The organism is Streptomyces sp. NPDC030165 (genome assembly GCF_055573595.1).
On the sequence record NZ_JBVIBD010000034.1, the window covers coordinates 26,531 to 49,509 of the forward strand.

Genomic DNA, 22,979 nt, shown 5'->3' on the forward strand with positions numbered 1-22,979 from the left:
GCCGAAAATTCAGAGCGGCAGCTTCTTGACGACCTTTTCGAAGTCCTTTGCCTGCTGGGAGTTTTCGCCGCAGTAGTACAGGACGGGTTCCTGGCACTCCATGGCCTCCAGGAACTGGACGCTGTCATGGATGTACGGTAGGGCCCGCTTTCCGTAGAACTCTTCGGTTTGTTCCCACTTGTCCACGTAGAACTTGCCACGGTTGGTGACGTAGCCGTTGAACAGGACGTATTCCATCGCGGCGCACCCGCCGGCGAACTCGAAACGGCGTTGCCCGCGCTGGATGAACGTCTCCAGGCTGGTCAGGGTGTCATCAGCCTTGGGGTCCGGGCGGATGCAGCCGATCACATAGTCGAGACCGGCGAGGTAGGAGATCTCAAGGGTGTCCACGGCGCCTCGGAAGTCCACCACGATGACATCCACCGTGCCCTTCGGCAGGGCTTCCACGGCCCGGCGGAGCCAGAAATCGTCCGCGTCCTTGGTGATGTCGTTGATCGCGGATGACGCCTGCGACATGGACCGGGAGCCCAGAACGAGGTGCAGGTTGGGGATCACCTCGAAGTGGTCGTCGTCGTCGGCGCGCGGGTCGTCGTCGTGCTCGGGCTGCCGGATGCGCGTTCGCGCAGGGACCAGGGCCTCGGTGAGCTGGGCCTCCCCCAGCACCACTTCGTAGATGCTCGTCTTGCGGCTCAGTTCCTGTTCGACCCGCTTGACGCGCTCGGGGTGGAACTTCTTGTTCGTCACGCCGTAGCCGAGGTAGGAAGAGGCGACCATCGTGGGGTCGCCGTCGATGAGCCAGGTCTTTCTACCTGTCCGGGCGATCTCTACCGCCAGGTTCACGGCGTCGGTGCTTTTGCCGGTGCCGCCCCCCTCGTTGGCGGTGCCGAAGGCCACGGGGCCGTCCGGGTAGCGTCGCAAGTTCTTGCTTCTGCGGGTCACTGCTGCACCTCGGTGACGTGGCTGATGAAGCCGTTCTCTTCCGCGGTGGGGGTGTAGCCGCCTTCGGAGATGAGGCATCGGATGTAGGCCGTATCCGACGGGCCCCAGGCGTCGGCGGGCGAGTCCGCTTCGGCCAGGTGCCACAGCCGCTGCTCAGCGCAGGCCAGAGCCACGGCGTCGGCCACCCGGAGCAGGTCGGCGCCTTGCCAGGGTCCTTCGGGGAGCGTCACCGGGGCCTGCTCCAGTGCTTCGAGGGCGAGGCTGCAGGCGCGGTCGGGCGCGTGCATCACCAGTGCCCGGGCCAGCCGCTGGGTGACGGCGTCGTGAGGCTCTTGGTACGTACGGGAGCTCAGGACCGCTACCAGTGCGGCCCGGCGGGCGTCCTCGCCGGTTTTCGTCGCCGAAAGTTGCGATCCGTCAGCCTGCTCGCTCGGCCCGCTGTTCTGGCCCGGGATGGCCGGATCGGTGGTGAGGCCGCTCTCGTCAGGCTTGCCCTTACCAGTCTTCCGGGGGGCGGGCGCAGCATCGGGCTTGTCCTTGCTGGCCTTCTGCTGGGGGGCGGGGGCCAGGAGTTCCACGGCCCTGTCCGCGGTGACTCCCTGGCCCTCGATGAGGGCGAAGCCCTCAGCTACCCGGTCGGGCGTTTTGAGCTTCGTGAGCAGGGTGTACGCCGGTTCGACGCCGAGCTGGCGGGTGCGGACGGCGCGGCGTACGGGGCCGTCCGGCAGCCGCTTGGCGAGCTGGATCTTCTTGGAGATCTCGCCGGTGCTGAGCTTCTTGCTGCCGCGGCTGCCGAGTTCTTCGGCGATCTGCTCCAGCTTCATAGAGGGCTTGCCGGGGCGTCCGTCACGCAGCCGCAGGAACAGGACGCCTTCCTGGATCGGGTCGAGGCCCTTGCGGGCCTGGTTCTCGCTCCAGAGGACTTCGTCCATCCGCTTGACGAGCGTGCTGGGTGCCAGGACGACCGGCAGTGCCTTCTGCTTGAGCCGGACGGCTGCCCGGTAGCGGCGTTCTCCGGTGCCGATGACCCACTCGGCGTCCTTCGGCAGCTTGGCGTCGTCTTCGGGGAACGTCTTGCGAAAGAGGGCCCGGCTGATGACTGTGGGGTCCTGGAGCTGGCCAAGCTGTTCGATGTTGCTGACCAGGTCGTCGAAGTCGGGGTCGTCCTCCCACTCCCACTCTTCGCGCACGTTACGAGGGTTGGGCGCGATCTTCGCTACCTCGGCGAGGAATCGTTCGCCCTCGATGCGGTTGCGGAAGGGGGTCCGGTCTGCGTCGCCGTCGTGGTCCGGCGGCTGCGCCGCCGCCTCCGGGGCGGCCGTTGTGTCCGCCTTCTTCTGTGGCTGGCGGCCGCGCGATGAGCCGGCTCCTTGGCGAGCCATGTGCCCCTCCTCCTGGTGTCCTGGTCGGCTGTTTCCCGGCAGAACCCTAGCCCGAGGTCGGCGATGGCCTCGCTTACGCGACGAGGCGGGGCCGGCGGATACGGCAGGTGGCTACTCCGCCCACAGCAGGTAGAGGCCCAGCGGGGTCACCTCGGGCGGCTCGCCGGTGATGACCCACCGGTAGTAGTCGTGGGCGCTGGTGATGTTCGCAGTGACTTCGCCGTCCTGATCGTAGGGCTCGCTGACGGCGCGCAGGTCCCAGGCGAACCCGGTGGGCGCGACCTGGACGATCCGCCGGCCGTGGAGGTTGCGGACGTCGCGGGCCGGGACGGGCGTGCGGGCGGCGGGGGAGTCGGGTGCGGGGGCGATGCGGCGGAAGACGCTGAACTGGTCGTTGGCGGCGGGCTGCTCGCCGGGCTCCGGTGGCTCGTACGGCAGGCGGTGTTCGACGTGCAGCCGGCTGACGGGCACGCGGCGGGTGGGCACCGGGCCGCCGGGGGCGACCCGGGCGCGCCAGTAGTCCAGCTCTGTGACGACCGTGCAGACCTCGGTGTCCTCGGTGGCGTAGATGCGCAGGCCGGTGATGATGCCGGTGCCGGGGCAGGTCTCGATGGCACGGCGGCCGGGGAGGTCGGGCACGTGGGCCGCGGGTACGGGGACGGCGGGCGGGGGCACGGCCAGGTACCAGTCGCCGCCGAGGATCTGCAGGCCATCAGTCACCGGGGCAGTATGCCGTCCGCCGGCGGGCAGGGGGAGACCGGGGAGTCGGGTGGGGCCGGTGTTTTCAGTCGTCGTCGGGTGCGGTGCCCAGCCAGGCCACCGGCCGTCCGTCCGCTGTCAGGCCCCAGTGAGGCCCGGTGGTCTCGTGCCCGTGGTCCAGTACGCAGATACGGCCGTACCGGCCGTGCTTGCCGGAGCAGATGCGGCGCATGACGTCGGTGTCGCCGTCGTGCACTGCCCGGTCCCAGCGGTCCGCCAGCGGCTGGTAGCGGGCGCGCAGTTCGCGGCCGAGGAGGTGTTCCTCCTCTTCGATGGCCTGGCGCAGCCGCTGCACTTCGGGGTCGGACAGGACGGCTGTCATCCGGGCGTCTGCCTCGCGTGCCTCCCGGGTGAGCCGGTGCCGTCGTACGGCAGCGGCGGTGGAGGAGGTATGGGTGCTGGTGGTCTCGTCGCTCATCAGCAGGGCCTTCCGTACGGCGTCGTGCAGGGCAGTGTCCCACCGGCCCGGCGCAGCGGCGGGCCGGTGTTTGGCCGGGTGGCGGAAGGCTATGAGCAGGGGCGAGGCCCGGAGCCGATTGCGGCGGCTCCGGGCCTCGTGCCGGTGCTGGGTCGTCAGCTTGCTGCGGAGGCGCGCCAGGTCCAGGGGTCGGGGCTGGCGGCCGCGGTGGAAGCGGCGGTTCCCAGGCGGGCGGCCACGGCGGTGTACGGCTTCGGGAGGTGCCTGCTGGCGGCCGCGCGGCGCAGCAGGACGGCGAGCAGGGCGGCCTGGTCGGCGCTGATGGTGTGCTCGGTGGTGCCGGCGGTCTCCAGGAGCTGGGTCAGGGGCGGGTGGTCGCAGGCGGGCAGTACGGCGCGCAGGTGTTCCGCGAGTTCGCGGAGCCGGCGGACGGGGAGATGATCTTCGCCGAAGAAGTCGCTGCCGTGGCTGATGACGATGTGGGCGCTCATGGTGCCGGGGCCTTCCGTGGGGTCGGTGGGTGGTGGGAGGTCACTGGTGGGCCGGGGGGTCGCCCAGGCGTCCGCAGCGGGCCCGGGCCTGGCCGTTTTCAATGGCGGTGACGGTGGGCCGGTAGGCGGATACGGCCGCTTCGGCGGCCTGGTGCAGCTCGGTGTACAGCTCGTGGTGCTCCCGCAGGGCGCGGCTGGCCGCCCGGTCGCCGGCCGCGTCGTGGGCGGCGGCGAGCTCTACGAGGGTGCCGGTGATGCTGAACAGGGCGGCGCGCCGCTCCTGGAGGCTGGCCCAGCATTCGGTGACGGTGCGGACGTCGTCCGCGGTGCGCTCGGCCCGGGCCAGCCGGGCTGCGTACCAGTGGAATTCACGCTTGAGGCTGGCGATGGTCTGCGGGGTGGATTCGTCCACGGCGGTCTCCTGCCGGTTCCGGGGAGAGCGGGGCGGCTGCCCGGCCCTTGACCGGGCCCGGTCCTGCGCGGGGCAGTGCCGGGCCCGGCCGGGGGCCGTCAGCCGCCGGCGGCGCGGCGGATCCGCAGGCGCATGTGCAGGGACAGGTCCCGGCGGGCGGCGGCGGTGTCGGGGTCGCGGTCCTGCAGGCGGTGGGCGCTGGTCTCCAGGGCGGCCACGACCTGGTGCAGCAGGGCGGGCAGGCCGGGCAGGGCGGGATCGGTGTCGCTCTGCGCCAGGGCCCGGACGGTGCCGTGCAGCAGGCGGGTGCAGTCGTCCAGGTCGGCGTCGCCGGAGGACAGTTCGCGCAGGCCGGTGTGGTCGCCGGGTGTCCCGTCGGCGGCTGCGTGCCGGTGGGGGGCTGCCGGTCCGGCGTCCAGGCCGAGGTGTCGGCTATGGGCGATGTGCAGCGCGGCGTCGGCGTCGGTGTGGTGGTCCATGGCGGTCTCCGGGGTCACTGAGCGGTGTAGCGGGGCAGGGCGGAGCGGGCCCGCCGGGCGAGCCGGGCGGCGGCCTCGGGGGCCTGCCGGTAGCGCGTGGAGGCCAGCTCGGCGACCAGGGCGGCGGGGGAGACGATGGTGATGCCGTCCCCGCGGATGCGGCCGCCGGGCACCTGCGCGTCGTGCACGGCGATGACTGCGGCGACGGGGACGCCCAGGACGCCGGCGGCGTACCGGGCCTCGCGCTGGGTGTCGTGGACGGCCGTGGCGTGGAAGTCGCCCGCGCAGCACAGCGTGTCGCCGTGCAGGCGGACGTGGGAGCGGCGGGCGCGGACGGCCAGGGTGCTGATGTAGAGACCGGCGGAGCCGTCGGGCAGCAGGGCCAGGTGGTGCAGGCGGCGGTTTCGGCTGTCGCCGCGGCGGTCGTGCAGCAGGGCCCAGCCGTGCCGGGTCAGTGAGTGCAGCAGGCACGCCGTGAGATGTTCACCGGCGCAGGCGGCGCGCCAGCGGCGTACCTCCGGGCCGGTGCGGTAGGCGCGGTGGGCGACGGCTGCGGGAAGGCCCAGCGCGAGCAGGACGGCCAGCGGGCCGGTGCTGTGCGGCGGGGCGGGGACGAGGAGGGCCAGCAGGCAGCCGAGGCCGGCGGCGGCGAGGAGGCTGGGGATGCCGCGCCGGTGCTGGCGGCGGATCTCGGCCTGGCGCAGCTCCTGGGCACGGCGCCGGGCGAAGGCCCCGGCGTCGTGGAGGGCATCCGATACGGGCAGGTCCTCCGTGAGCTGGACGGCGGTTGAGAGGGGCGGGCTTGGCTGGTGTCGCACGGCGGTGTCCTCCGTGAGGTGATGTGCGGCGGGTGGACCCGGGCGGGGCGGCGGTTGTTGGGCAGACACCCCGCCCGGGAGTCATCGGGTCGGCTCAGAGCTGGTTGTCGGGCGGGTCGGTGGCCGCCAGGACGGCCGTGTACAGCTCCTGGAGGACTTCCTGCTGCAGCGCGGTGGCCTGCACCAGGGACTGGGCCAGGGCCTCGGCCACGGGCTGCGTGAGGGCCGATTCGAGGACGATCAGCGTGGTGCGGTGGCTGCTGAGGGTCTGCTCGATGGCCGTCACCAGGTCCTGCTGCATCTGCAGCGGCGGGACCGGCCGCGCCGGGGGCAAGGCGTCGGCGCTGACCTGCTGCTCGCGCCGGTCCATCAGGTACAGGCTGAGCCGGGCCGGGTCGGTGGGGGCGCAGGCGTGCTGCCCGCGCCGGAAGAAGATGTGCATGGGATTCCCCTTCGGCGGGGCGGGCACCGCGGGTGCCCGCCCCTCGGGTCAGGCGCGGGTCAGGGGCGCTTGCGGACGGGCGCGGTGTGCGCGGTGCGCGGCAGGTCCCGCTGGGCGGGGGCGTCGGCCGGGGGCTCGGTGTAGGCCCACAGCTCGATGCTGAGCAGTTTGTTGGGCAGCCGGGCGGCCAGTTCGCGTCCGCCGCCGCGTCCGGTGCGGCTGATGACGGTGCCGCCGTGTGTGCGGTGTACGGCGCGCACGGCCCTGATCGCCTGCTGCCTGCTCTGCTCGGGCAGGGCGAGGCGGCCGCGCACGCTGCCGTCCCCGCTGATCTCCCAGTGGAGGACCAGGACGGGCTGGCGGGCGTTGAGCAGGTGCTCGATGGCGCGGGCCGCGTGGAGCTGGTTGAGCTGGGTCATCCAGCAGTCGATGCTGGCCAGGGCGGTCTCGGTGGACATCCGGGTCACCGCCCGTCGGCGGGCAGGTAGCGGTCGAGCAGGGCGTACCAGACGGCGGCCGAGAGTTTGTCGGCGTAGGCGGACCAGGCCGCCGCCGACTCCGACCAGCACAGCGGCGGGGCGCTGTGGGCCGGGTCGGCGGATTCGGTCTCGGCCCGGGTCAGGGCCAGTTCCCGCTCGTAGGCGGCCTCGTAGCTGAAGGTGAGCATCCGGTCGTCCGCCGGCGGGGCGGGCACCGCGACGTCCTCGCGGATGTGGGCCCGGTCGGGGCTCTGGCCGTGGTGCAGTTCATCGAGGGCCTGGGCGAGGCCGTAGGCGTAGGCACGGGCGGCGCGGTGCCAGATGCGGGACAGCTCCAGGGCCATCCGGTGGTGCACGTAGGCCACCTGCCGCAGAACAGAGGGCAGGTGCCGGCGTTCGTCGCCTTCGCATTCCACGGTGGCGCGCATGACCGAATCGCCGGTGTCGGTGTTCGCGGCGTCGCGGGACAGGCATTCGGCGGCGGTGGTCGCGGCGTCGGCCGCCGTACGGGCGCGCTCCGCGCCCGCCCGGAGGGCTTCCAGGCTGGTGTTGAGGTCGCCGACCCACGAGGGGGGTGCGATGAGGGTGTCGGGCATGTGGTGCTCCCTGGTGTTGGGCAGGGTGTGCGGTGGGGTCGGGCCCGGCCGGGGCGCTCGCTGGTGAGGCGGGCGGGTGTCCCCCGTCGGACGGTCGGTCAGCTGGTGGTGGGTGCCTTGGTCATAGCGGAGATGGCGCCGCCGGAGTAGCCCAGCAGGGTGCCGGCGTCGCGCACCGAGACGCCGTGTCGGCGTACGAGCTGCTGGGCCAGCGGCACGGCCGCCGCGCGGGCGCGCTCGGTCATCTCCAGGGCCTGGCGCCGGAGCTCGCGGGCCTCGGCGATCTGGCCGTCGAGGCCCGCGTCTCCGGTGCTGGTGGTGAAGTCCAGGCGCAGGGCGGACTCAGGTCCGCCGTGCGCCTGGACGATGGCCTTGCGCACACGCGTTTCGAGCTGGGAGAGACTGCGGTGCGCGTCGCGCACCTCGGGCAGCTCATCGACCTCGGCCTGCCACATCCCGCCCGTGGTCAGGACGGCGTGGGCGTGGTGGGTCGGGGCCGAGTTGCTGCTCGGGGCGTTCGTCATGGGGTCAGCGAGTCCTCTCGATTACCACGCCGAAGCCGCGCCAGACGTCCAGCCAGTCGGCGTCCGATCCGGCGTCGCTGACCGTAGTCTGCCGCAACTGCGTGAGCACCTGCGGCAGTTGGATGGCCGCCCGGGACTGCAGCGTGACGTCGTCGGGCACGGTGCTCAGCTCTACGAGCGTGCACGCAGCGTCGGATACGAGGTCCGGGTCGACGGCGGGGGGCGGTGCGGCGTGTGGAGTGTTCATGGACAATGAAGTCCTCCTGTTGGAGCCGGGGCGCGGTCATCGTTGGGAAGCGGGGCCGCGCCCCTGGGTGTTTCCGGCCGGGCGAGTGCCCGACTCCCTCCATAGTGTTCAGCCACTAAACACTTGTCAACACCCCGAACGGGTCGTGTCGGGGGCGAGCCCACACTGTGCGGCCGCGCCGGGGCCGCCCTCCTCTCCGAAGCCCAACGCCCGTACAGGGGCCGGGTGTTCACTGGAGGGATGAGTTACCGCGCTAGCACCGTAAAACGGCCGCGGCGGACGAAAGCCCAGATGGAGGCCCTGCGCGCGGATCTGTACGCGCTGGTGGAGGCGTGCCAGCCGTGTTCGGTCAGGCACGTGTACTACCTCGGCCTGGGGCGGCTGTGGGACAAGGACACCGGCCGGTCGCGGCGGAACTACGCGGTGCCGGTGCGCGAACTGGGGCTCATGCGTGAGCGCGGGATGCTGCCGTGGGAGTGGATCACCGACGGGACGCGCCTGGTGCGCCAGGAGACGCTGTACGAGTCGGCGCAGGATGCCCTGGCCCGGACGGCCGAGACGTTCCGCAGGGACCTGTGGGCCTCCCAGGCCCGGCGGGTCGAGGTCTGGTGCGAATCCGACTCGGTGGCGGGCGTGCTGCACCCGGTCACCTCGGCCTGGGGTGTGGGCCTGTACTCGTGCCGGGGCCAGTCCTCGAAAACGTTCATCCACGAGGCGGTACGCGCCTACGAGCGCATCGGGAAGCCGGTGAGCGTGCTGTACGCCGGCGACTGGGACGCGGCCGGCCGCTCGATTCCGCGTTCGATCGCGCAGCGGATGGAGCGCTACAGCGGGGGCATCGACCTGGACTTACGGCAGCTCGCGGTCACGCCGGCCGACTGCCGAAGCGGCCGGCTCGTCGCGCACGAGGCGAACCCGGGCGACGTGAATTTCAAGCGCTTCGTGCAGGAGTGCGCGGCCGAAGGGCTCGATCCCCGGGCGGCGGTCGAGGTCGAGGCGCTGCACCCGGAACCCCTGCGCCAGCGTGCGGACCGGGCCATCGAAGAGCTGGTGGACGACGTCCGCAGGTGGAACCTCCTGGCGCGCCTGGAGGAGGCCGACCGCGAGACGCTGCGGGCGGTCCAGGAGGTGCTGGCCGGCCGCGTGCCGGGTCGGGGGGCGGGGCCGGCGGCCGGTGGCGGCCGCGGCTCCGGGTGATGCCTGCCTGCGGCCGCGCGGCTGCACGGGTGCACGGGTGCGTGCGGCGAAGGAGGCGGCCCGGGGCGGGGCCGGTGCACGGCACACCGGAGGGCGGACCCCCTTGCCAGTCGTGAAGTAGTTGCTATACAGTTTTCTTGTTGGTGAGGGCCGTCGGCCCTCACCCCTCGCGTACCAACGCGAACGGCCCCGGGCGGTGTTGGAGCACCGGCCCGGGGCCTGAGACACAGCCCCTACGTGCATAGGAGGCGGTCCTGTGACGGATCGTACCCAGGCGTCCACCGACGCCGACACCCAGCCCGTGTCCTCGTCCCCCGAGCCCGCGTGCGGCACCTGCTACGGCGCTGGCGGCTACGTGGAAACGGCGTACACCGACGCCGGCGCCCAGCTCAGCTCGGTGCAGCCCTGCCCGGCCCCGGCCTGCCCGGACCGTGCCTGATGGGCGGCAGCGACCGGCCGCTGATCGAGCAGTGCGCCGAGGACTACCGCACCGCGCGGGAGCAGGACTCCTGGCAGCGGGCCGCCGAAGCCGACCAGGACGCGCGTCCGCACGCCAGCGCCGCGGCTGGGGCGGAAGCCGAGAGGGGAGGTAGCAGCAGCTGAGCCCCTGGGGCGCGGAAGTGCACCATCTGCCGATGGCGAGCCACCGCCCCTACAGCAAGCGCCCGACCGCGTACGGTCGGGCGCTTTGCGCGTGCTGGTGGTCAGCGGCGGGGGATCAGCAGGTGCTGGAGCCAGCCGGGCAGCGGGTAGAGCAGGGCCGGGCCCACGGTCGCGTAGGAACGGCCGCCGATGACGCTGCCGGCCGCGACGACGTACCCGCCGGCAGCGTGCACGGTGATCGGGGACGGCAGCGGTCCGGTGCCGCTGGGCAGGCGGACGCCGACGGGCGCGGTGAAGTACAGATGGGTGCGGCCCGCTGCGGTGCGCACGGTGCGGGTGTGCGGCACGAGCTGGTCATGCTCGGCGCACAGGGCCTGGAAGGCCTTCCCGTCGCCGATGTCGAGGACGGCGAGGCCCGAGAGCCGGTCGGTGCGTCCGGTGGCCAGGCCCACGTTGTAGCTGTCGTGCTTCCAGATACGGCGGATGAGGTCGTGGTCGGTGGTGGCGCTCTTCTCCCAGTCGGGGCGACCGTCGGCGTCCGTCGGGGCGCCGACGAGCTGGGCCGGGCCTTTGCCGCCGGGCTGAAGCGGGATGACGGGCCAGCCCCGGGTCGCGGTGTTCAGTGCGGCGTCGAGCAACTGCTGGTGGTGATCGTTCACGGGTGCTCCCGGTTCGGGCCGGTCAGGCGGTTGACTTGGGGGTCAGGGCGGATTTCGGCAGGCGGCCGAACCGCATGCGCTCCTTCGCCGCGTCGTACTTGCGGGTGCGGACGGGCACGCCGGTACGCGGGGCCTCCACGGCGAGGCCGGGCCGGACGACGACCAGGACGTGCGCGGGACCGGACACGCCGGCCTGCTGGTCCATCTCGGTGAAGATCAGGTCACCGGGCTTTTCCTGGCCTGCCGGCACCGGGGTGGCCACGTTGTACATCTGCTGGGAGGTCCGGACCGACAGCTCGTATCCGGCCTGGCGCCAGCCCCAGACGATCAGGCCGGAGCAGTCGAAGGCGTCGGGCCCGGTCGCACCCCACACGTAGGGCTTGCCGACCTGGTCCAGCATCGAGCGCAGTGCGGTGCCGGTCGCCCCGGTGGGGGTGTCGACCACAGGAGTGCAGCCGGCGGTGTCGGCCGGGGTGACACCCGCGGTGCTGCCGCCGATGGCCGTGACGATCTGCACAGCCTTGCGCTCGTGCTTGCCGTAGGCGTCGGGGTAACCGCTGCGTTCGACGGCCTGGGCGGCGTCGTTGATGGTCATGCCCTGCCAGCCGCGCACTTTCAGCAGCATCGAATAGAACTTCCGCGCGGCCCAGGTGGGGTTGAGTATCTGCTCACGGGTGCCCCAGCCCTGAGAGGGGCGCATCTGGAACAGGCCGAGCGAATCGCGGTCCCCGTGCGGGAGGTTGCGCAGCCCGGATTCCTGCAGGGCCGCAGTGATGGCGACGATCTGGCCGCGGACGGGGATCTGCATCTGCTGTCCGGCGGCGATGATCGCCTGAGCGTTCTTGATCTGCTCGGCGGTCAGCCCGGTGGCGCCGTCGCCGTCGCCGACGGCCACCCCGTCCACGGGGCAGCTGACGCCGGTCATCGCGGTGGCGGTCGGGGTCATGGCCAGGCTGCCCAGGGACAGGACGGCGCCCGCGCCGACCAGGACGAGGGCGGCTGTCGATACGGCCAGCCTCCGTCCCAGCGGCGAGGCCGCCGCCCCCACGGCGACGCTCATCTACCCCACCGCCTGCGCGCCGGGCTGGATGTCGCGGACCCACCAGCGTGCGCCGTCCCACATCAGGCCGACGGACACCGGTCCGGCGTTGGTCTGCACGGCGGCAGAGGTCAGCTCTCCGCCCCCGGTGTCGGTGACCGTCGCGCTGATGGCCTTGGTCGCCTTGATGCGGCTGGGATCGACCGTGGCGAGCTTCTGGGCCAGGCGGGGGGTGGCCTGGGGCTGCACCCCGGCCAGCCACGCAGCGAACGGCTTGTGGGAGGCCCAGGCGGTCACGAAGGCCCGCGCGGTGTCCAGGGCGGCCGCCATGTCCGGCGAGGCGCTGGGGGACGCACTGACGGACGGCGACGGGGTGCTGGTGCGCGGCGGCGTGCTCGCGGGCGCGGCCGGCTTGGGGTCGGCGGGCCGCTTCTGCTCGTTGCAGGCGTTGACGAGGACCAGCAGCGCGACGGCGGCCGCCAGGACGGCGAACAGCCGGCGCGGGCTGTACAGCGGCCAGCGCAGCACGGTTCGGATCTGGTCGCGCATCAGATGTCCTCGGGGGTGCTGCCGCTGTCACGCGGACCGTCGTCGTGGTGGGTGCTGTAGCCGCTGCTCGGGGAGTAGATGACGAACGTGCGGCTGCCGTCGGCCTCGGTGAACTCCGGGGCGACCGGGATCGGGCGGTCCCCGTCGAACGTCGGCGGAGGCGCAGGCGCAGGCGCGCCCGGACCGGCCTCGTCGCGCGCCTGCTGCTCCGGCCGGGGCGCGGAACTGCGCGGGGCGCGGGGCGGCGGCGGGGCGGTGCGCCCGACGCCGGCGAGGCCGGCGGCGGCGCCCGCACCGGCGGCGCGGGCGATGGCGGCGAGCATTTCCGCCTCCCGGGCGCGCTGCGCCCGGCGTTCGGCGGCCTCGTGCTCCTCGGCCTCGCGCCGGCGCTGCTGCTCCTCGAAGCGCTGCTGTGCCTCGGCGGCCTGCCGCGCGGCCTCGGCGCGGCGCGCCTCGTCGGCCTGGCGCTCCTCCTCCTCGGCCTGGCGCTGGCGTACCTGCTCCTGCACGGCGGCGCCCCTGGCGAGGTCGGCGGGGTCGGCGCGGTGCATGGGCGGCCAGGCGGCGCGGGCCTCCGGGGCGGCCTCGCCGACGGCGGGCTGCTGGGGGTCGCCCTGGTAGGGCACCACGGCGCTGCCGGGGCGGTCGGCGTGGTCCGGTGCCCAGTAGCCGGTGTCGTCGCCGTCGTGGTCGGTGGTGACCGGGCCGGGCTGGTACTCGGTCTCCTCGCTCCACGGCTCGCCCTCGCGCCGCACGTACCGGCGGGTCTCGGCCTCGTCGTCGTGGTCGATGCCGCCGGGCAGATGCTCGTCGCCGCCGCGGTCTTCCGCGCCGCGCCCGCGGCCCCGGCCCAGCAGGCCGCCGCCGCCCCTGGTGCCGCTGCTGCCCCTCGGGTTGATCATGCGGCCGATCTGGCGGGCGTTGACCTTGCCCTTGGCGTAGCCGAGGGCGGCCCCGAAGGCGAGGGCCTTGCCCTTGCCGAGGATGCCGACACCGCCGCCGAACCAGTCCGAGTTGGGCGAGACCATGGAACTGATCTTGCGGAACGGCTTGCTCATCGCCCAGAGCATGACGGTGATGATCCAGATCAGGACGACCGCGAACCACGAGGGCAGGTGGTTGTCCTCGCTCAGCAGGACCCGGATCAGCAGGGTGTCGACGGATGCGGCGAGCACGAAGACGGGGGCGTTGATCACGGCCGCCGCCCCGCTCTTGCCGACAGTGCGCAGGATGCCGCTGAGCTGGCGGTGGATGGCCAGCGCCGCGATGGCGGGCAGGAACACCACCACCATTTTCAGGATCAGACGCGCACAGACGATCACGATGGACGACATGAACGAGTACGAGTTAGTGGGAATGGCGCCCATGGCGGTGTTCATCGCGGTGCCCAGCCGGCCGTCCTCGGCGCCGGTCAGGTGCGCGTACGCGGTGGGGTCCTCAGACTTGATCTTGGCGGCGAGCGTTTCGAACTTCTTCGCCTTGGCGTTGATGACCGTCGCGCGCTCCTTGGGCGGCAGCTTGGACTCTGCCCAGGTCAGCGCCTGCGCGTCGAACAGGTCGGTGCCGTACTTGCGGGCGGTGGGGGACTTGCTGTCACCGAAGACTCCCGCAGCCCAGCCCTCGTACAGGATGGCGGAGGAGATCAGGTTGCCCTGGCTGGTGGCAGGGTTCGAGCCGTTGCCGGCGTCCCCGGCCACCCCCTGCTGAATACGGCCTACCGTCTCGGTCACGGCCGTGTCAGCCAGCTTGCCCGCCTCCTGGGGCCAGTTGAAGGCAACGGAGGTCACCGTCATGACCAGCAGCGCCCAGACCGCGGATTTCATCGCGTCGGGCAGGTTCTTGCGCCGGGCCTGATAGACGATGCCCAGGCCCAGGACCAGCAGGGAAATAGAGATCCACGGCCGGTAGACAGCCTCCGCCACGGCCTTGGTCGCGTCGCCGAAGACGACGTTGAGCTTGTTCAGGTAGCCGTCGCCGATGGCCTGCTGCTGCAGGTTGATCGCCAGCGACGTCCACCAAGTCGACACGCTGTAGAGCCAGTTGGCAACCTTGGTCTCGTACCCGGAGCTCGCGGCGCTGATCATCTCGCCGACGCCGGTCCCGGAGCAGCCCAGATCGTAGGTCGACCACCTGAAACCGCTCAGGCCGTACTGCTCGTACAGGTGCGCGCGGGCCTGCGGCGACTTCGGGTCGACGGGGGCCAGCGGCTTCGTGGGCGGCATGTCGGCCCAGGCCGCCGGGCCGCTGCCCGGCATGGCCGGCTTCGGCGCGTTCTTGCAGTTCGGGGTCAGGCCCGCCGGGTCGTCCAGGGACGGCGGCTGCTTCGGGGCCTCGGTGCTGTCGTCGCGCTGGCAGTACTCGGCCAGCGGACCCTGGACCTTGTCGCACTCGTCGGGCGGCGCGGCGTGGGCGGAGGGGCCGACCAGCAGCGCGCCGAGAACGGCGAGCAGCAGGGCCAGCGCCCAGGTACGCCGGGGCCGCCGGCCGCGCAGCAGCCGGGCCCCGGGGGCGCGGAAGGGGCGGCTGGTCATCGGGCACCGCCGTTCTGCTGGACCAGGCCCTGCACACCCTTGTCGGTCCAGGGGTTGGTCCGGGCGCGCTGGGCGAGCGGGGCCGCGGTGGTGTTCAGGGCCTGGAAGAGGCTGGGCCGGTGGCGCAGGTCGACGGTGATGCGCTCGGTGCCGCCGATGCCGTCGCTGAAGATGAATTCGCGGTCGAGGTAGTCGGCGCGCATTTCGGTGCCGTTGCTGCGGCGCGGGGCGGACAGCCCGGCCAGCACCCGCTCGTAGCCGCCGCCCGGCTCGATGCCGATCAGCCGCAGGGCGGCGCGCTGGGCCTCCTCGCCGGTGGTCCGGCCGATGAAGACGCTGTCGATCCAGTTGCCCAGGTCGGCCGCCAGCAGCTCGCCGGCGTCCTGACTGGAGACCAGGGCCCGCGTGTTGTGCTTGCGGGAGTCGCGGCCGGTCTTCTTCACCAGGGCGCGCCCGCTGGAGACGTTGAGCAGCGCCCACGCCTCGTCCAGCAGCAGGCCTTTGCGCTCGTGCATGGGGCGGTCGTAGATGGAGCGCTGGGCGTACCACCCGGCCAGGTACAGCAGCGGCATGGAGTACTGCTCCTCCAGCGTCCACTCGTTCGCGGGCACTCCGGCCGTCGGCAGGGACAGGCCCCGCAGCGACATCACGACCAGGCGCTGGTGCGCGGTCAGGTAGTGGTCGTCCCCGGCGTCGACCGGCGGGAAGATGAGCTGCCCCTGGGGCAGTTCGGCCGCGCCGCGCAGCAGCTCGGCCAAGTGCTTGCCGTGCTCGTCCAGCGATCCGTCCAGCTTCTCCAGGACGTTGATGATGGCGTACGGGCTGCTGTGGATGGAGGTGTCCGCGCGCGCCGAGGCCATGAGCAGCGCCTTGTTGGTCGCTTCGGAGGCGCGCACGGAGACGTCCAGCAGGCCGCGCAGGACGTCCACGGCCAGCGTGCGGCGCTGGGCCCGTGCGGCCTGCAGGGCGGTGCGGTAGGCGGCGTCGGCGGCGTGCTTGGGGTCGGGCTTGTCCTGGAACAGTGCGGGGTCGAAGTGGTCGGCGCGCGGCTCGGGGATGACCCGGTAGGGGTTGAGGGTGCCGGGCTCGGCGCTCATCAGGTCGATTTCGCGCGCGAACGGCCGCAGTTCGGGCAGCTTGCACAGCCGCGTCAGGGGTCCGGATGGGTCGAGCACGGTGAACGGCACGCCCATCCGGGAGGAGTCGTAGACGATCTTCCCGGCGAGTGTCGATTTACCGCCGCCGAGGGTGCTGACCAGGACGGTCAGGCCGGAGCGTTCGGCGACCTCGGTGGAGCGCCAGGGGTGCCACATCACGGCGCGGCGGCTGGCGCCGCTGGTGTAGCCGAGGTTCGGGCCGATGCGGTCGCCGACCAGGGCGGATGCGGCGGGCAGGGCTCCGGCGAGCGTGGTCACCGGCAGCCGGCGCTTGTAGGCGTCGTTGGCGATCGGCTCGCACGGGATGAACTCCCGGGCCAGCTTGTACTGGTCGGCGGGGCGGTGGATGAGCATCTGGCCCTTGTAGAGCTGCTGCACGCGGCTGACGCGGTCGTGGGTCTGCTCGGGGGTGGTGCCGGCCACGGCGATCCGGACCCAGCCGTGGGTCCGGGTGGACACCCCCGCGAAACCGGCGCTCTTGACCTCGTCCTCGGTGTCCAGGCCCTGCTGGCGCTGGCGGGCGAGCTGGTGGGGGATGTCCACGCCGTGCTCCTGGTGGTGGCGCACCTGGTGGTGGATGCGGTCGAGCTGGTCGCGCATCTCCTTGTTGACGACGTCGCCGTCGCGCACGTCGAAGGTGGCGCTGACCTCGTAGGGGAACGGGAGCCGGTCCAGGCGCTGGAGCCAGGGCGAGGCGCCCGATTCCGGGATGGGGGCCAGGGACATGCGGCCGACGCTGAGCACGGAAACGTAGCGGGTGACGGGCTCGCCGCGGGTGCCGGTCACCACGATGTGCGGGGTATACGGCTCAGGGGAGGCCCACTCGGCGGCCTCGGTGAACTCCGCCAGGTCCTCGGGGTACCACTGGTCGTCGGGCTGCGGCGGGACGTCCAGCGGGGCGGGCAGGCCCAGGCCCAGGCTGCGGGTCAGCAGCCAGTGCATGTCCTCGGGGTCGGCGGGTGCGGCCGTCATGCCGGCCGACCGCATCGTCGCGGTGATGGACTGCAGGTCGCGGCCCAGGGCGTCGACCTCCCGCTGGCTCGCCGCGAACCATCGGTGCGTCTTCTTGCCCAGGCCGGAGAGCCGGCCGACGGTGACGCCGTAGTAGACGACCTTGTCGTCCAGCGGCAGCCTCCCGACCTTGCGCTGCTCTTCCTCCAGGTAGCGGTCCCATCCGGCCAGGGGGTCGATCACGCTGTCGTGCAGCGCCCGGGCCCACCGCGCGACCGGGTAGGGGCGGTGGGTGATGCGCAGGTGGATGCGGCGGCCGTTGAGTTCGGCCAGGCGCTGGGCGTGCGCCAGCAGGAGCTGGTTGCGGTCGGCGTCGGACAGGAAAGACCAGCGCTGGGGCCCGGCGACGTACCAGGCGGTGACGGTGCCGGACCGGCTGACGGCGAGGTTGCCGATGACGTCGGTGAGCTGCAGGCCGCTGCGGTAGGCGGCATCGGTGGTGGGGCGGCTGGTGGTGAGGAGGCGGGCCAGCAGGCCGCGCTGCTCCTGGGTCTTCTTGCTCTTCTTCACGGTTCCCCTTGTGCGGTGTTGGGCAGGCGTGCTGCCCGGCGGGGCCGGGCGACGCAGGGGCGGTTCAGCGGGTGCGGCGTGCGCGGTGACGTACGCCGGTCAGGGACAGGCGGCTGCGGCCGGTGGTGCGAGCCGTGCCGCGCGGTGCCGCCACTTCGTGCGCGAAGGAGGTGAACACCGCTTTCGCGGTGTGCTCGTGGTCGACGCGCTCCATGATCTGCATGGTGAGCCAGATGGTCGCCAGCAGGCCGTAGACGGCGTTCCAGGGGCCGATGACGCCCGTCCAGATCTCCAGGACGAGGATCAGGGCGAAGAGCGCTGCGCCGATGAAGTAGGCGCGGTAGCGGACGCGGAACGGGAAAGAGGCGCGCGGCGGGCCCAGGAAGATGTCGTCGACCGCGTAGATCTCGTCATCGGTGTGCATCTGCATGGCGGCGGCTCCTAGTGCCAGATCCAGCCGGACAGGAACTCGCCGATGTCGAAGCCCTTGCCGGACAGGCCCATGATCGCCAGGCCGAACAGGCCGATGCCGCCGACGACCAGGGCGCCGGGCGCGTCCTTCTTCTTGGCGCTGAAGATGACGACGAGACCGGCGATCAGGATGCCGACCTGGAGGGCGTCGCCTTTCAGGAACTCCTCCAGGCCGTTGGTGCCGAAGGCGGCGAGCTGGGTGCCGCCGGCGCCGAGGACCGCGGCGCCGGTCAGGGCGTGGAGCTGGTGGCCGGTGCGCAGTTGACGCACGCGCAGGCGGTGGGTCAGCCGTACGGGCGTCAGCAGCCGCAGGTGGCGCAGGTGTTCGCGAACGCGGATCTTCACGGTGGTGCCCTTCCTGTGAGGTGAAGTTGAAAACCCATGTAACCCATGGGACTTGACCAGCATAGGGTGTGCGGCGCAGTTTTCGAAGCGGTATTAGGTGGCCAGATATGCGGTCTCTGCAGGTCAGCAGGCGAGCCCTACCATGTCCCATGGGATTTGCCATCCGGAAACGACAAAGGGGGAGATTGTGGGCATAGGGCATGTGGATCGGTGTAGGGAAGGGCAAGGGCGGCAGCGGCTGCACCACGACCGCGCTGGAGCTGGCCTACGCGGCCACCCAGCGGCATAACGGCGGGCAGCCGCGCCGGGTGGCGGTCATCGGACTGGACCCCCAGGGCGACGCCACCGCCGTCCTGGAGCCGGTCTCCCGGCAGGTGGGGATCAAGGACGCGCTGCAGGCCCACGGGTCCGGCGCGCGGCAGCCGCTGCCGCTCGCCGACGTCCTGGTGGCCACCGCCTGGCCCGGGGTCCTGGTCGCGCCGGCGGACCGTTTCCTGGCGAATCGGGAGGTGGATATCACCACCGCAGGAATCGGCACACTGCGCCGCGCCAGAATTTCCGGAGAATTGGATGACCTCGTGGACGACGTCATTATCGACCTGCCGCGGGACCTGGGAAAGCTGGCCGCAACCGGACTCCTCGGAATGGAGCACCTGTTCATTACCGCGCGGGCCACCGTATGGAGCGCCCAAGGGGCAGAGGAAATGCGTTACACCGCCCAACGGATCGCCGAGAAGGGTAATCCGGAACTGAAAATCTCCGGTGTTATTGTGACCGGTTTCGAAGAAACAGAAGACTCTCAAAGGGTCCTCGGTGAAATAAGAAACCGGTTCGGCGGCAAAGTGCTGGAACCGCCCATTCCACGGAGCCCCAGAGTTCCCGAAGCGCTGGAAAGCTATCATACGCCGTGCCGTGAATTCGGAGGGGAAGACTTGAAGGAAGTCGGAGACATCTACCAGCGTATTTACGATTCATTGCTGGGACAGGAGCGCGCGTCATGATGACGGGCGAGGAGAGCAAGGGGGAAACGGATATGCCGACGGGCACGAAATACCGACGCCAGCCAGCGGGCATTACGCCCAGGACGGAGCCGGACCCGGTCGATGTCGTCCTGGGCGACACGGCCGGGCGACAGGCGACAGCGGCGCCGGACGCCACCGGCGACACGTCGGCGACAGGCGACACGTCGGCGACAGCCGGCACGGCGACCGACAGGCGACAGCGACAGGCGACAGCCGGCACGACGACAAGCGACACCGCCCCCGGCGACAAGGCGACAAGGCGACAGGCGACACGAGAGCGACAAGCGACAGACGGCACGACAGCCGCAGACACCACCGGCGACACGGTAGCGACAGACGCCACCGGAGCAACGGACGCGGCTGTCGCCGGGGCCGGCGACACGGCGGCGGCCGAAGCCGCCGCCGGCGGTGGCGAACCGGAGGACCTGGAGGGGATGCGGCAGTTCTCCTACACCCTGCCGCCCAGCCTCGTGGAGCGGATGAAGGCGGCGATCAAGCACACCGCCCACCGGCCGGACGGCTACCCGAACCAGTCCGCTCTCGTGCGCTCCGTGATCCTCCGGGAGGTCGAGCGGCTGGAGGCCCGCTACAACCGCGGCCGCCGCTTCCCCCGGGTCGAGGGGCGGCTGTCGAGCGGACCGGACTCCTCCGCAGCGGTCCGCGGGGCACGCCTGCGGGCGCACAACCGCAAGACCAGCAAGGGAAAGAACACCGCCCCGGCCCCGGAGGAGGGGGACGGGGCGTGACGGAAAATCCCGCCGAGGTGGGCGGGCAGCGGAGGGGGACGCTGAGTCCTCAGATCCTCCTTCGTGCGGTTCAGTCTCAGCGTACACCCCGCTGTCAAGCCCAGTGAGGGGGGCGCGCAGGGTCGCGCCATCACACGAGGTCACCAACCGGAGGTCAGCAGCATGGCAGCACCACCCAGCCCCACCGATACCGGCGGGGACCGCTCCCCGGTCCCCAGCATCCTGATGACCGCCGTCGGCCTCGGCCTGGTCGGCTGGGCGGCCACCGCCCTGACCGGCCACACCGAGCTTCGCGCACCGCTGCTCGGGGCCGTGGTCCTGGTCGCGGTCCTCGGCAGCCTCGGCGCCCTGTGGCACCACCGCCGCACTCAGCTCCAGCGGGACCTGGCCGCCGCCCTCGCCCCCGTGATGAAGGTCGAGGGCACCCAGGCCCGGAAGATGGTCAAGATCACCGCGCGCAGTCAGGGGCTGCCGGAGAAGGTCCGGATCAGCTACCCGGCGACATTCCCCGACAGCGACGAGAAGGCGCGCGCGGCGGTGCGACAGATTGTCGCCGCCCGCCTCGGCGCCGGCATCGAGGCGACATGGGAGACCCGGCGGCGTCGCCTGCTGTGTCGGGTCGAGGCGACAGCGACAGCCGGCGTCATCGTCGAGAGCGACATGCCCGTGTCGCCGGTCGGCCAGGACGACACCCAGGAGCAGGCCCGGCTGCGCGAGCGGACGACAAGTGTCGTGCGCTCGATCATGGGCGCGGCCGCCGATGTCGCCGACCTCGCCTTCGACGGCGACAGGCCGACACGGATCGAGGTCAAATACCCGACAACGTCGCGTGACTTGTCGGCGAATTTCCGGCACCGCGTCACGCTTTCCATGGACAGCAAATTGCCGGGCGACTGGCGGGATAACTGGGACCTGGAGAACGACAGCGTCACCTTCACGCTCAGGCCGCCGTTCCCGACGAACGTGCGCTACCCGCTGCTGCACAAGTTCCGGCCGAACGAACTTCCCTTCGCTGTCGCAGAGGACCATTCGATCCAGTGCTGGAAGCTGGGCAGCAAGAATCCGCACGCTCTGGTGATCGGCCCGACCGGTAGCGGTAAAACCGTCCTCATCCGCAACCTCGTCGTCGCGGCCCGGGTGCTGGGCATCCCGGTGGTGCTGTGCGACCCGAAGATGACCGAATACCTCGATTTCGAGCTGCTGGACGGCGTCACGGTTCTTACCGACCCGGAGCACATCGCCGAGGCCATCAGGCGCACGCACAACGAGATGATGGGCCGCTACGAAGCCATCAAGCAGCGCAAGGCCAAGAAGGGCGATTTCCCGCGCCTGCTGTTCATCCTGGATGAGTTCTACATTGCCAAGGAGCAGTTCGCGGAACTCTGGGCCGCTGAAAAGGCGCTGAATAGCGACCTCAAGGGCAGGGAGCACCCGTGCCTGGCGATGTGGCGGCGCATGGCGGTCCTGGCCCGCACCGCCGGCATCCACCTCGTACAGGGCATCCAGCGGCCGGACGCCGAGTTCCTGTCCGGGCTGGCCCGCGACAGCTTCCGGTTCCGCATCAGCCTGGACCGGGCCACCCCGGAGGCCGCGCGCATGATGTGGGGCGACGCGCACACCGGCACCGACCTGCCCAACGTCCAGGGCCGGGGCATCGCCACCGGCCCCGACGGGCCGATGCAGATCCAGGTGCTGCGTCTGCTCACGCCCGAGGACGACGACGCGTTCGACGCCGAGGACCAGGCCATCTGGGATCAGCTCGTGGCCCGGATGAACACCCAGGCCGAACGGCACGCCAACGGCGGGGACGACCCGCTGGCCTTCCTCGGCTACCTCAACAGGGCCGAACTGGGCTGGACGGCGGAGCAGCGCCAGCTGGCGGCGCCGGCGCCCATCGCGGCCGACGAGGAGGACGAGGAGCCGGCGGCCGCGGGGCCGGCGTTGCCGGAGGCCGCCGAGGAGGAGGTCGGCGTCTACGAGCTGGAGGTGGACCAGGTGGTGCTGATCGAGGGGGAGTTCGTCACCGTCACCGACCTCCACTTCGGCGAGGACGAAGACGAGTACGGCGCGGGCGAGGAGTGGATCGAGATCACCTACGAGACGGCCGACGGTGACGACGGCGAGCAGCGCCTGGGCGTCGATGACGTCCTGGTGCGCAAGGTCCCGGTAGCGGCCTGACGGAGAATCGGCCCGGCCGCAAGACGTGCGCTTGCGGCCGGGCCGGTCAGCATCTGCTGAGGAGAACCCGTGTTAATGACACTCATCACTGCCGCCCTGGCGATCATCGGCACCCTGCTCGGCTCGATCGTCACCGGCCACTTCCAGGAGCGCGCCGCGGAACGCGCGGTGCGCGTCACCCACCAAGAAGCGGTCCGGCGCGACCGGCTGGAGGCGATCACTGCCCTGGCCTGTGCTGTCAGCGCCCACCGCACGGCGATGTGGGACCGCGGTGAGGCCGTTCTCAAGCGTGCCGGCGAGGCTCGGGTCGAGGCGCTGCGCGGGGAGAGCCACTTGACCCGCCGCATGATCACTCGTCCGCTGGTCACGCTGCGCGCCCTCGTTGAGGACCAGGGCGTGCGGGCCGCCGCGGACCGCATGGTCACGTTGACGTACGCGATGCGCGAGGCGTTCTCCAGCCGGGAAGCGCTGACCGCAGCGCGCGAGGCCGCGGTGAGCGCGCATGACGATTTCGTGGACGTCGCCGCCCGCTACTTCCGCAGCGCGGCGTAGTTGACCGAACGACCTGACCGGAGGGAACCGCCGTGCTGGTGGTTGCTGTGTTCGGGGCCGGTGCCGTGTTGATGGCGACGGGCTACGCGCTCGGCCGCGTCCGCCTCTGGGCGCGCCTGTACGGCTGGGCGGACTGGACGCTGCGCGGCTACGGGCCACAGGGGTTTTGGCTGGTGCACTGGCCGGGTCGGTTGACCGTCGCGGTGGCGCTGTTGGTCACGCAGCCTGTGCGGGTGGTCCGGGCCTTCCGGCACCGCGGCCGGGTGAGCGATACGTAGAGCCGCCGTCACGCAAGGCGAAGGCCCGTACGGACTGGTCCGTACGGGCCTTCACGTCGTGGTCTCGGCTGTCGCCGCCGGCCCGGTGATGGCGAGGGTCCGTCCGGCTCCGGCCGCCAGGGGCGCCGAGCCGCCCACCCCATTT

28 protein-coding genes are annotated in these 22,979 nt (G+C 71.7%); 8 read left to right on the forward strand and 20 right to left on the reverse strand.

Going from position 1 to position 22,979, the window contains the following annotated elements; all coding sequences use genetic code 11:
• Positions 1 to 9 precede the first annotated feature (9 nt).
• The 13 genes from ACZ4Z1_RS38360 to ACZ4Z1_RS38420 all read right to left on the reverse strand — a co-directional run bounded on the left by ACZ4Z1_RS38360 (position 10) and on the right by ACZ4Z1_RS38420 (position 7,986).
• Positions 10 to 939, reverse strand: a complete 930-nt coding sequence (locus ACZ4Z1_RS38360) for a ParA family protein (protein ID WP_468491315.1) — start codon at positions 937 to 939, stop codon at positions 10 to 12.
• A complete protein-coding gene (locus ACZ4Z1_RS38365; RefSeq protein ID WP_468491316.1) occupies positions 936 to 2,321 on the reverse strand; it encodes a ParB/RepB/Spo0J family partition protein in 1,386 nt (461 codons plus the stop codon). Before ACZ4Z1_RS38365 ends, ACZ4Z1_RS38360 begins: the two co-directional genes overlap by 4 nt.
• A 111-nt stretch (positions 2,322 to 2,432) precedes the next feature.
• Positions 2,433 to 3,041 (reverse strand): hypothetical protein, encoded by a 609-nt coding sequence (locus ACZ4Z1_RS38370; RefSeq protein WP_468491317.1) that lies wholly within the window; start codon positions 3,039 to 3,041, stop codon positions 2,433 to 2,435.
• A 64-nt stretch (positions 3,042 to 3,105) separates the two neighbouring features.
• Complete coding sequence (locus tag ACZ4Z1_RS38375; RefSeq protein ID WP_468491318.1) at positions 3,106 to 3,498, reverse strand: hypothetical protein; 393 nt, start codon at positions 3,496 to 3,498, stop codon at positions 3,106 to 3,108.
• A gap of 155 nt (positions 3,499 to 3,653) precedes the next feature.
• A complete protein-coding gene (locus ACZ4Z1_RS38380) occupies positions 3,654 to 3,989 on the reverse strand; it encodes a DUF7739 domain-containing protein (protein ID WP_468491319.1) in 336 nt (111 codons plus the stop codon).
• 40 nt (positions 3,990 to 4,029) lie between these two features.
• Entirely contained in the window at positions 4,030 to 4,401 is a 372-nt protein-coding gene (locus ACZ4Z1_RS38385) for a hypothetical protein (RefSeq protein WP_468491320.1), read from the reverse strand.
• A gap of 98 nt (positions 4,402 to 4,499) precedes the next feature.
• On the reverse strand, positions 4,500 to 4,880 hold the full coding sequence (locus ACZ4Z1_RS38390) for a hypothetical protein (protein WP_468491321.1): 381 nt from the start codon (positions 4,878 to 4,880) through the stop codon (positions 4,500 to 4,502).
• 14 nt (positions 4,881 to 4,894) lie between these two features.
• Positions 4,895 to 5,698: a hypothetical protein gene (locus tag ACZ4Z1_RS38395; protein WP_468491322.1), complete on the reverse strand. Its 804-nt coding sequence runs from the start codon at positions 5,696 to 5,698 to the stop codon at positions 4,895 to 4,897.
• Between the two features lie 94 nt (positions 5,699 to 5,792).
• Positions 5,793 to 6,140, reverse strand: a complete 348-nt coding sequence (locus tag ACZ4Z1_RS38400; protein ID WP_468491323.1) for a hypothetical protein — start codon at positions 6,138 to 6,140, stop codon at positions 5,793 to 5,795.
• 59 nt (positions 6,141 to 6,199) lie between these two features.
• Positions 6,200 to 6,598, reverse strand: a complete 399-nt coding sequence (locus ACZ4Z1_RS38405; protein WP_468491324.1) for a hypothetical protein — start codon at positions 6,596 to 6,598, stop codon at positions 6,200 to 6,202.
• A 5-nt stretch (positions 6,599 to 6,603) separates the two neighbouring features.
• The gene (locus ACZ4Z1_RS38410) at positions 6,604 to 7,215 is read right to left on the reverse strand and encodes a hypothetical protein (protein ID WP_468491325.1); all 612 of its coding nucleotides are present in this window, start codon (positions 7,213 to 7,215) and stop codon (positions 6,604 to 6,606) included.
• Between the two features lie 98 nt (positions 7,216 to 7,313).
• Positions 7,314 to 7,739 carry a hypothetical protein gene (locus ACZ4Z1_RS38415; RefSeq protein WP_468491326.1) on the reverse strand — a complete coding sequence of 142 codons (426 nt, stop codon included), beginning with the start codon at positions 7,737 to 7,739 and terminating at the stop codon, positions 7,314 to 7,316.
• Positions 7,740 to 7,743: 4 nt separating this feature from the next.
• The gene (locus ACZ4Z1_RS38420) at positions 7,744 to 7,986 is read right to left on the reverse strand and encodes a hypothetical protein (protein ID WP_468491327.1); all 243 of its coding nucleotides are present in this window, start codon (positions 7,984 to 7,986) and stop codon (positions 7,744 to 7,746) included.
• Positions 7,987 to 8,277: 291 nt separating this feature from the next.
• Between ACZ4Z1_RS38420 and ACZ4Z1_RS38425 the strand changes: the two genes are divergently transcribed.
• From ACZ4Z1_RS38425 to ACZ4Z1_RS38435, 3 genes are all read left to right on the forward strand, one after another.
• The gene (locus ACZ4Z1_RS38425; RefSeq protein ID WP_468491328.1) at positions 8,278 to 9,183 is read left to right on the forward strand and encodes a hypothetical protein; all 906 of its coding nucleotides are present in this window, start codon (positions 8,278 to 8,280) and stop codon (positions 9,181 to 9,183) included.
• 256 nt (positions 9,184 to 9,439) lie between these two features.
• Positions 9,440 to 9,622 (forward strand): hypothetical protein, encoded by a 183-nt coding sequence (locus ACZ4Z1_RS38430; protein WP_468491329.1) that lies wholly within the window; start codon positions 9,440 to 9,442, stop codon positions 9,620 to 9,622.
• Positions 9,622 to 9,786 carry a hypothetical protein gene (locus tag ACZ4Z1_RS38435; RefSeq protein ID WP_468491330.1) on the forward strand — a complete coding sequence of 55 codons (165 nt, stop codon included), beginning with the start codon at positions 9,622 to 9,624 and terminating at the stop codon, positions 9,784 to 9,786. The genes ACZ4Z1_RS38430 and ACZ4Z1_RS38435 overlap by 1 nt, the downstream gene beginning before the upstream one ends.
• Positions 9,787 to 9,887: 101 nt before the next feature.
• On the opposite strand, the gene ACZ4Z1_RS38440 is transcribed toward ACZ4Z1_RS38435, so the two are convergent.
• From ACZ4Z1_RS38440 to ACZ4Z1_RS38470, 7 genes are all read right to left on the reverse strand, one after another.
• Positions 9,888 to 10,445 carry a bifunctional DNA primase/polymerase gene (locus ACZ4Z1_RS38440; protein WP_468491331.1) on the reverse strand — a complete coding sequence of 186 codons (558 nt, stop codon included), beginning with the start codon at positions 10,443 to 10,445 and terminating at the stop codon, positions 9,888 to 9,890.
• Positions 10,446 to 10,467: 22 nt separating this feature from the next.
• Positions 10,468 to 11,505, reverse strand: coding sequence for a C40 family peptidase (locus tag ACZ4Z1_RS38445; RefSeq protein ID WP_468491332.1), 1,038 nt, complete (start codon positions 11,503 to 11,505; stop codon positions 10,468 to 10,470).
• Positions 11,506 to 12,033: a hypothetical protein gene (locus ACZ4Z1_RS38450; RefSeq protein ID WP_468491333.1), complete on the reverse strand. Its 528-nt coding sequence runs from the start codon at positions 12,031 to 12,033 to the stop codon at positions 11,506 to 11,508.
• On the reverse strand, positions 12,033 to 14,564 hold the full coding sequence (locus ACZ4Z1_RS38455) for a hypothetical protein (protein WP_468491334.1): 2,532 nt from the start codon (positions 14,562 to 14,564) through the stop codon (positions 12,033 to 12,035). The genes ACZ4Z1_RS38450 and ACZ4Z1_RS38455 overlap by 1 nt, the downstream gene beginning before the upstream one ends.
• The gene (locus tag ACZ4Z1_RS38460) at positions 14,561 to 17,242 is read right to left on the reverse strand and encodes an ATP-binding protein (RefSeq protein WP_468491335.1); all 2,682 of its coding nucleotides are present in this window, start codon (positions 17,240 to 17,242) and stop codon (positions 14,561 to 14,563) included. The genes ACZ4Z1_RS38455 and ACZ4Z1_RS38460 overlap by 4 nt, the downstream gene beginning before the upstream one ends.
• A 64-nt stretch (positions 17,243 to 17,306) precedes the next feature.
• Positions 17,307 to 17,672 carry a hypothetical protein gene (locus ACZ4Z1_RS38465; RefSeq protein WP_468491336.1) on the reverse strand — a complete coding sequence of 122 codons (366 nt, stop codon included), beginning with the start codon at positions 17,670 to 17,672 and terminating at the stop codon, positions 17,307 to 17,309.
• 11 nt (positions 17,673 to 17,683) lie between these two features.
• Positions 17,684 to 18,058 carry a hypothetical protein gene (locus tag ACZ4Z1_RS38470; RefSeq protein WP_468491337.1) on the reverse strand — a complete coding sequence of 125 codons (375 nt, stop codon included), beginning with the start codon at positions 18,056 to 18,058 and terminating at the stop codon, positions 17,684 to 17,686.
• A 200-nt stretch (positions 18,059 to 18,258) separates the two neighbouring features.
• Between ACZ4Z1_RS38470 and ACZ4Z1_RS38475 the strand changes: the two genes are divergently transcribed.
• From ACZ4Z1_RS38475 to ACZ4Z1_RS38495, 5 genes are all read left to right on the forward strand, one after another.
• Complete coding sequence (locus ACZ4Z1_RS38475; protein ID WP_468491338.1) at positions 18,259 to 19,059, forward strand: ParA family protein; 801 nt, start codon at positions 18,259 to 18,261, stop codon at positions 19,057 to 19,059.
• On the forward strand, positions 19,056 to 19,826 hold the full coding sequence (locus ACZ4Z1_RS38480; protein ID WP_468491339.1) for a hypothetical protein: 771 nt from the start codon (positions 19,056 to 19,058) through the stop codon (positions 19,824 to 19,826). Before ACZ4Z1_RS38475 ends, ACZ4Z1_RS38480 begins: the two co-directional genes overlap by 4 nt.
• Positions 19,827 to 19,988: 162 nt before the next feature.
• On the forward strand, positions 19,989 to 22,004 hold the full coding sequence (locus tag ACZ4Z1_RS38485; RefSeq protein ID WP_468491340.1) for an FtsK/SpoIIIE domain-containing protein: 2,016 nt from the start codon (positions 19,989 to 19,991) through the stop codon (positions 22,002 to 22,004).
• A 75-nt stretch (positions 22,005 to 22,079) separates the two neighbouring features.
• Positions 22,080 to 22,556, forward strand: a complete 477-nt coding sequence (locus ACZ4Z1_RS38490; protein ID WP_468491341.1) for a hypothetical protein — start codon at positions 22,080 to 22,082, stop codon at positions 22,554 to 22,556.
• A gap of 32 nt (positions 22,557 to 22,588) precedes the next feature.
• Complete coding sequence (locus ACZ4Z1_RS38495; RefSeq protein ID WP_468491342.1) at positions 22,589 to 22,834, forward strand: hypothetical protein; 246 nt, start codon at positions 22,589 to 22,591, stop codon at positions 22,832 to 22,834.
• The last annotated feature ends 145 nt before the right edge of the window (positions 22,835 to 22,979 follow it).

What these genes read in the sequence shown, in the direction of transcription:
- ACZ4Z1_RS38380 (WP_468491319.1), bottom strand. Translation starts at nt 3,989, where the DNA reads ATGAGCGCCCACATCGTCATCAGCCACGGCAGCGACTTCTTCGGCGAA.
- ACZ4Z1_RS38445 (WP_468491332.1), bottom strand. Translation starts at nt 11,505, where the DNA reads ATGAGCGTCGCCGTGGGGGCGGCGGCCTCGCCGCTGGGACGGAGGCTG.
- ACZ4Z1_RS38475 (WP_468491338.1), top strand. Translation starts at nt 18,259, where the DNA reads ATGTGGATCGGTGTAGGGAAGGGCAAGGGCGGCAGCGGCTGCACCACG.
- ACZ4Z1_RS38485 (WP_468491340.1), top strand. Translation starts at nt 19,989, where the DNA reads ATGGCAGCACCACCCAGCCCCACCGATACCGGCGGGGACCGCTCCCCG.
- ACZ4Z1_RS38415 (WP_468491326.1), bottom strand. Translation starts at nt 7,739, where the DNA reads ATGACGAACGCCCCGAGCAGCAACTCGGCCCCGACCCACCACGCCCAC.
- ACZ4Z1_RS38410 (WP_468491325.1), bottom strand. Translation starts at nt 7,215, where the DNA reads ATGCCCGACACCCTCATCGCACCCCCCTCGTGGGTCGGCGACCTCAAC.
- ACZ4Z1_RS38400 (WP_468491323.1), bottom strand. Translation starts at nt 6,140, where the DNA reads ATGCACATCTTCTTCCGGCGCGGGCAGCACGCCTGCGCCCCCACCGAC.
- ACZ4Z1_RS38375 (WP_468491318.1), bottom strand. Translation starts at nt 3,498, where the DNA reads ATGAGCGACGAGACCACCAGCACCCATACCTCCTCCACCGCCGCTGCC.
- ACZ4Z1_RS38365 (WP_468491316.1), bottom strand. Translation starts at nt 2,321, where the DNA reads ATGGCTCGCCAAGGAGCCGGCTCATCGCGCGGCCGCCAGCCACAGAAG.
- ACZ4Z1_RS38390 (WP_468491321.1), bottom strand. Translation starts at nt 4,880, where the DNA reads ATGGACCACCACACCGACGCCGACGCCGCGCTGCACATCGCCCATAGC.
- ACZ4Z1_RS38405 (WP_468491324.1), bottom strand. Translation starts at nt 6,598, where the DNA reads ATGTCCACCGAGACCGCCCTGGCCAGCATCGACTGCTGGATGACCCAG.
- ACZ4Z1_RS38450 (WP_468491333.1), bottom strand. Translation starts at nt 12,033, where the DNA reads ATGCGCGACCAGATCCGAACCGTGCTGCGCTGGCCGCTGTACAGCCCG.
- ACZ4Z1_RS38425 (WP_468491328.1), top strand. Translation starts at nt 8,278, where the DNA reads ATGGAGGCCCTGCGCGCGGATCTGTACGCGCTGGTGGAGGCGTGCCAG.
- ACZ4Z1_RS38455 (WP_468491334.1), bottom strand. Translation starts at nt 14,564, where the DNA reads ATGACCAGCCGCCCCTTCCGCGCCCCCGGGGCCCGGCTGCTGCGCGGC.
- ACZ4Z1_RS38435 (WP_468491330.1), top strand. Translation starts at nt 9,622, where the DNA reads ATGGGCGGCAGCGACCGGCCGCTGATCGAGCAGTGCGCCGAGGACTAC.
- ACZ4Z1_RS38465 (WP_468491336.1), bottom strand. Translation starts at nt 17,672, where the DNA reads ATGCAGATGCACACCGATGACGAGATCTACGCGGTCGACGACATCTTC.
- ACZ4Z1_RS38490 (WP_468491341.1), top strand. Translation starts at nt 22,080, where the DNA reads ATGACACTCATCACTGCCGCCCTGGCGATCATCGGCACCCTGCTCGGC.
- ACZ4Z1_RS38480 (WP_468491339.1), top strand. Translation starts at nt 19,056, where the DNA reads ATGATGACGGGCGAGGAGAGCAAGGGGGAAACGGATATGCCGACGGGC.
- ACZ4Z1_RS38420 (WP_468491327.1), bottom strand. Translation starts at nt 7,986, where the DNA reads ATGAACACTCCACACGCCGCACCGCCCCCCGCCGTCGACCCGGACCTC.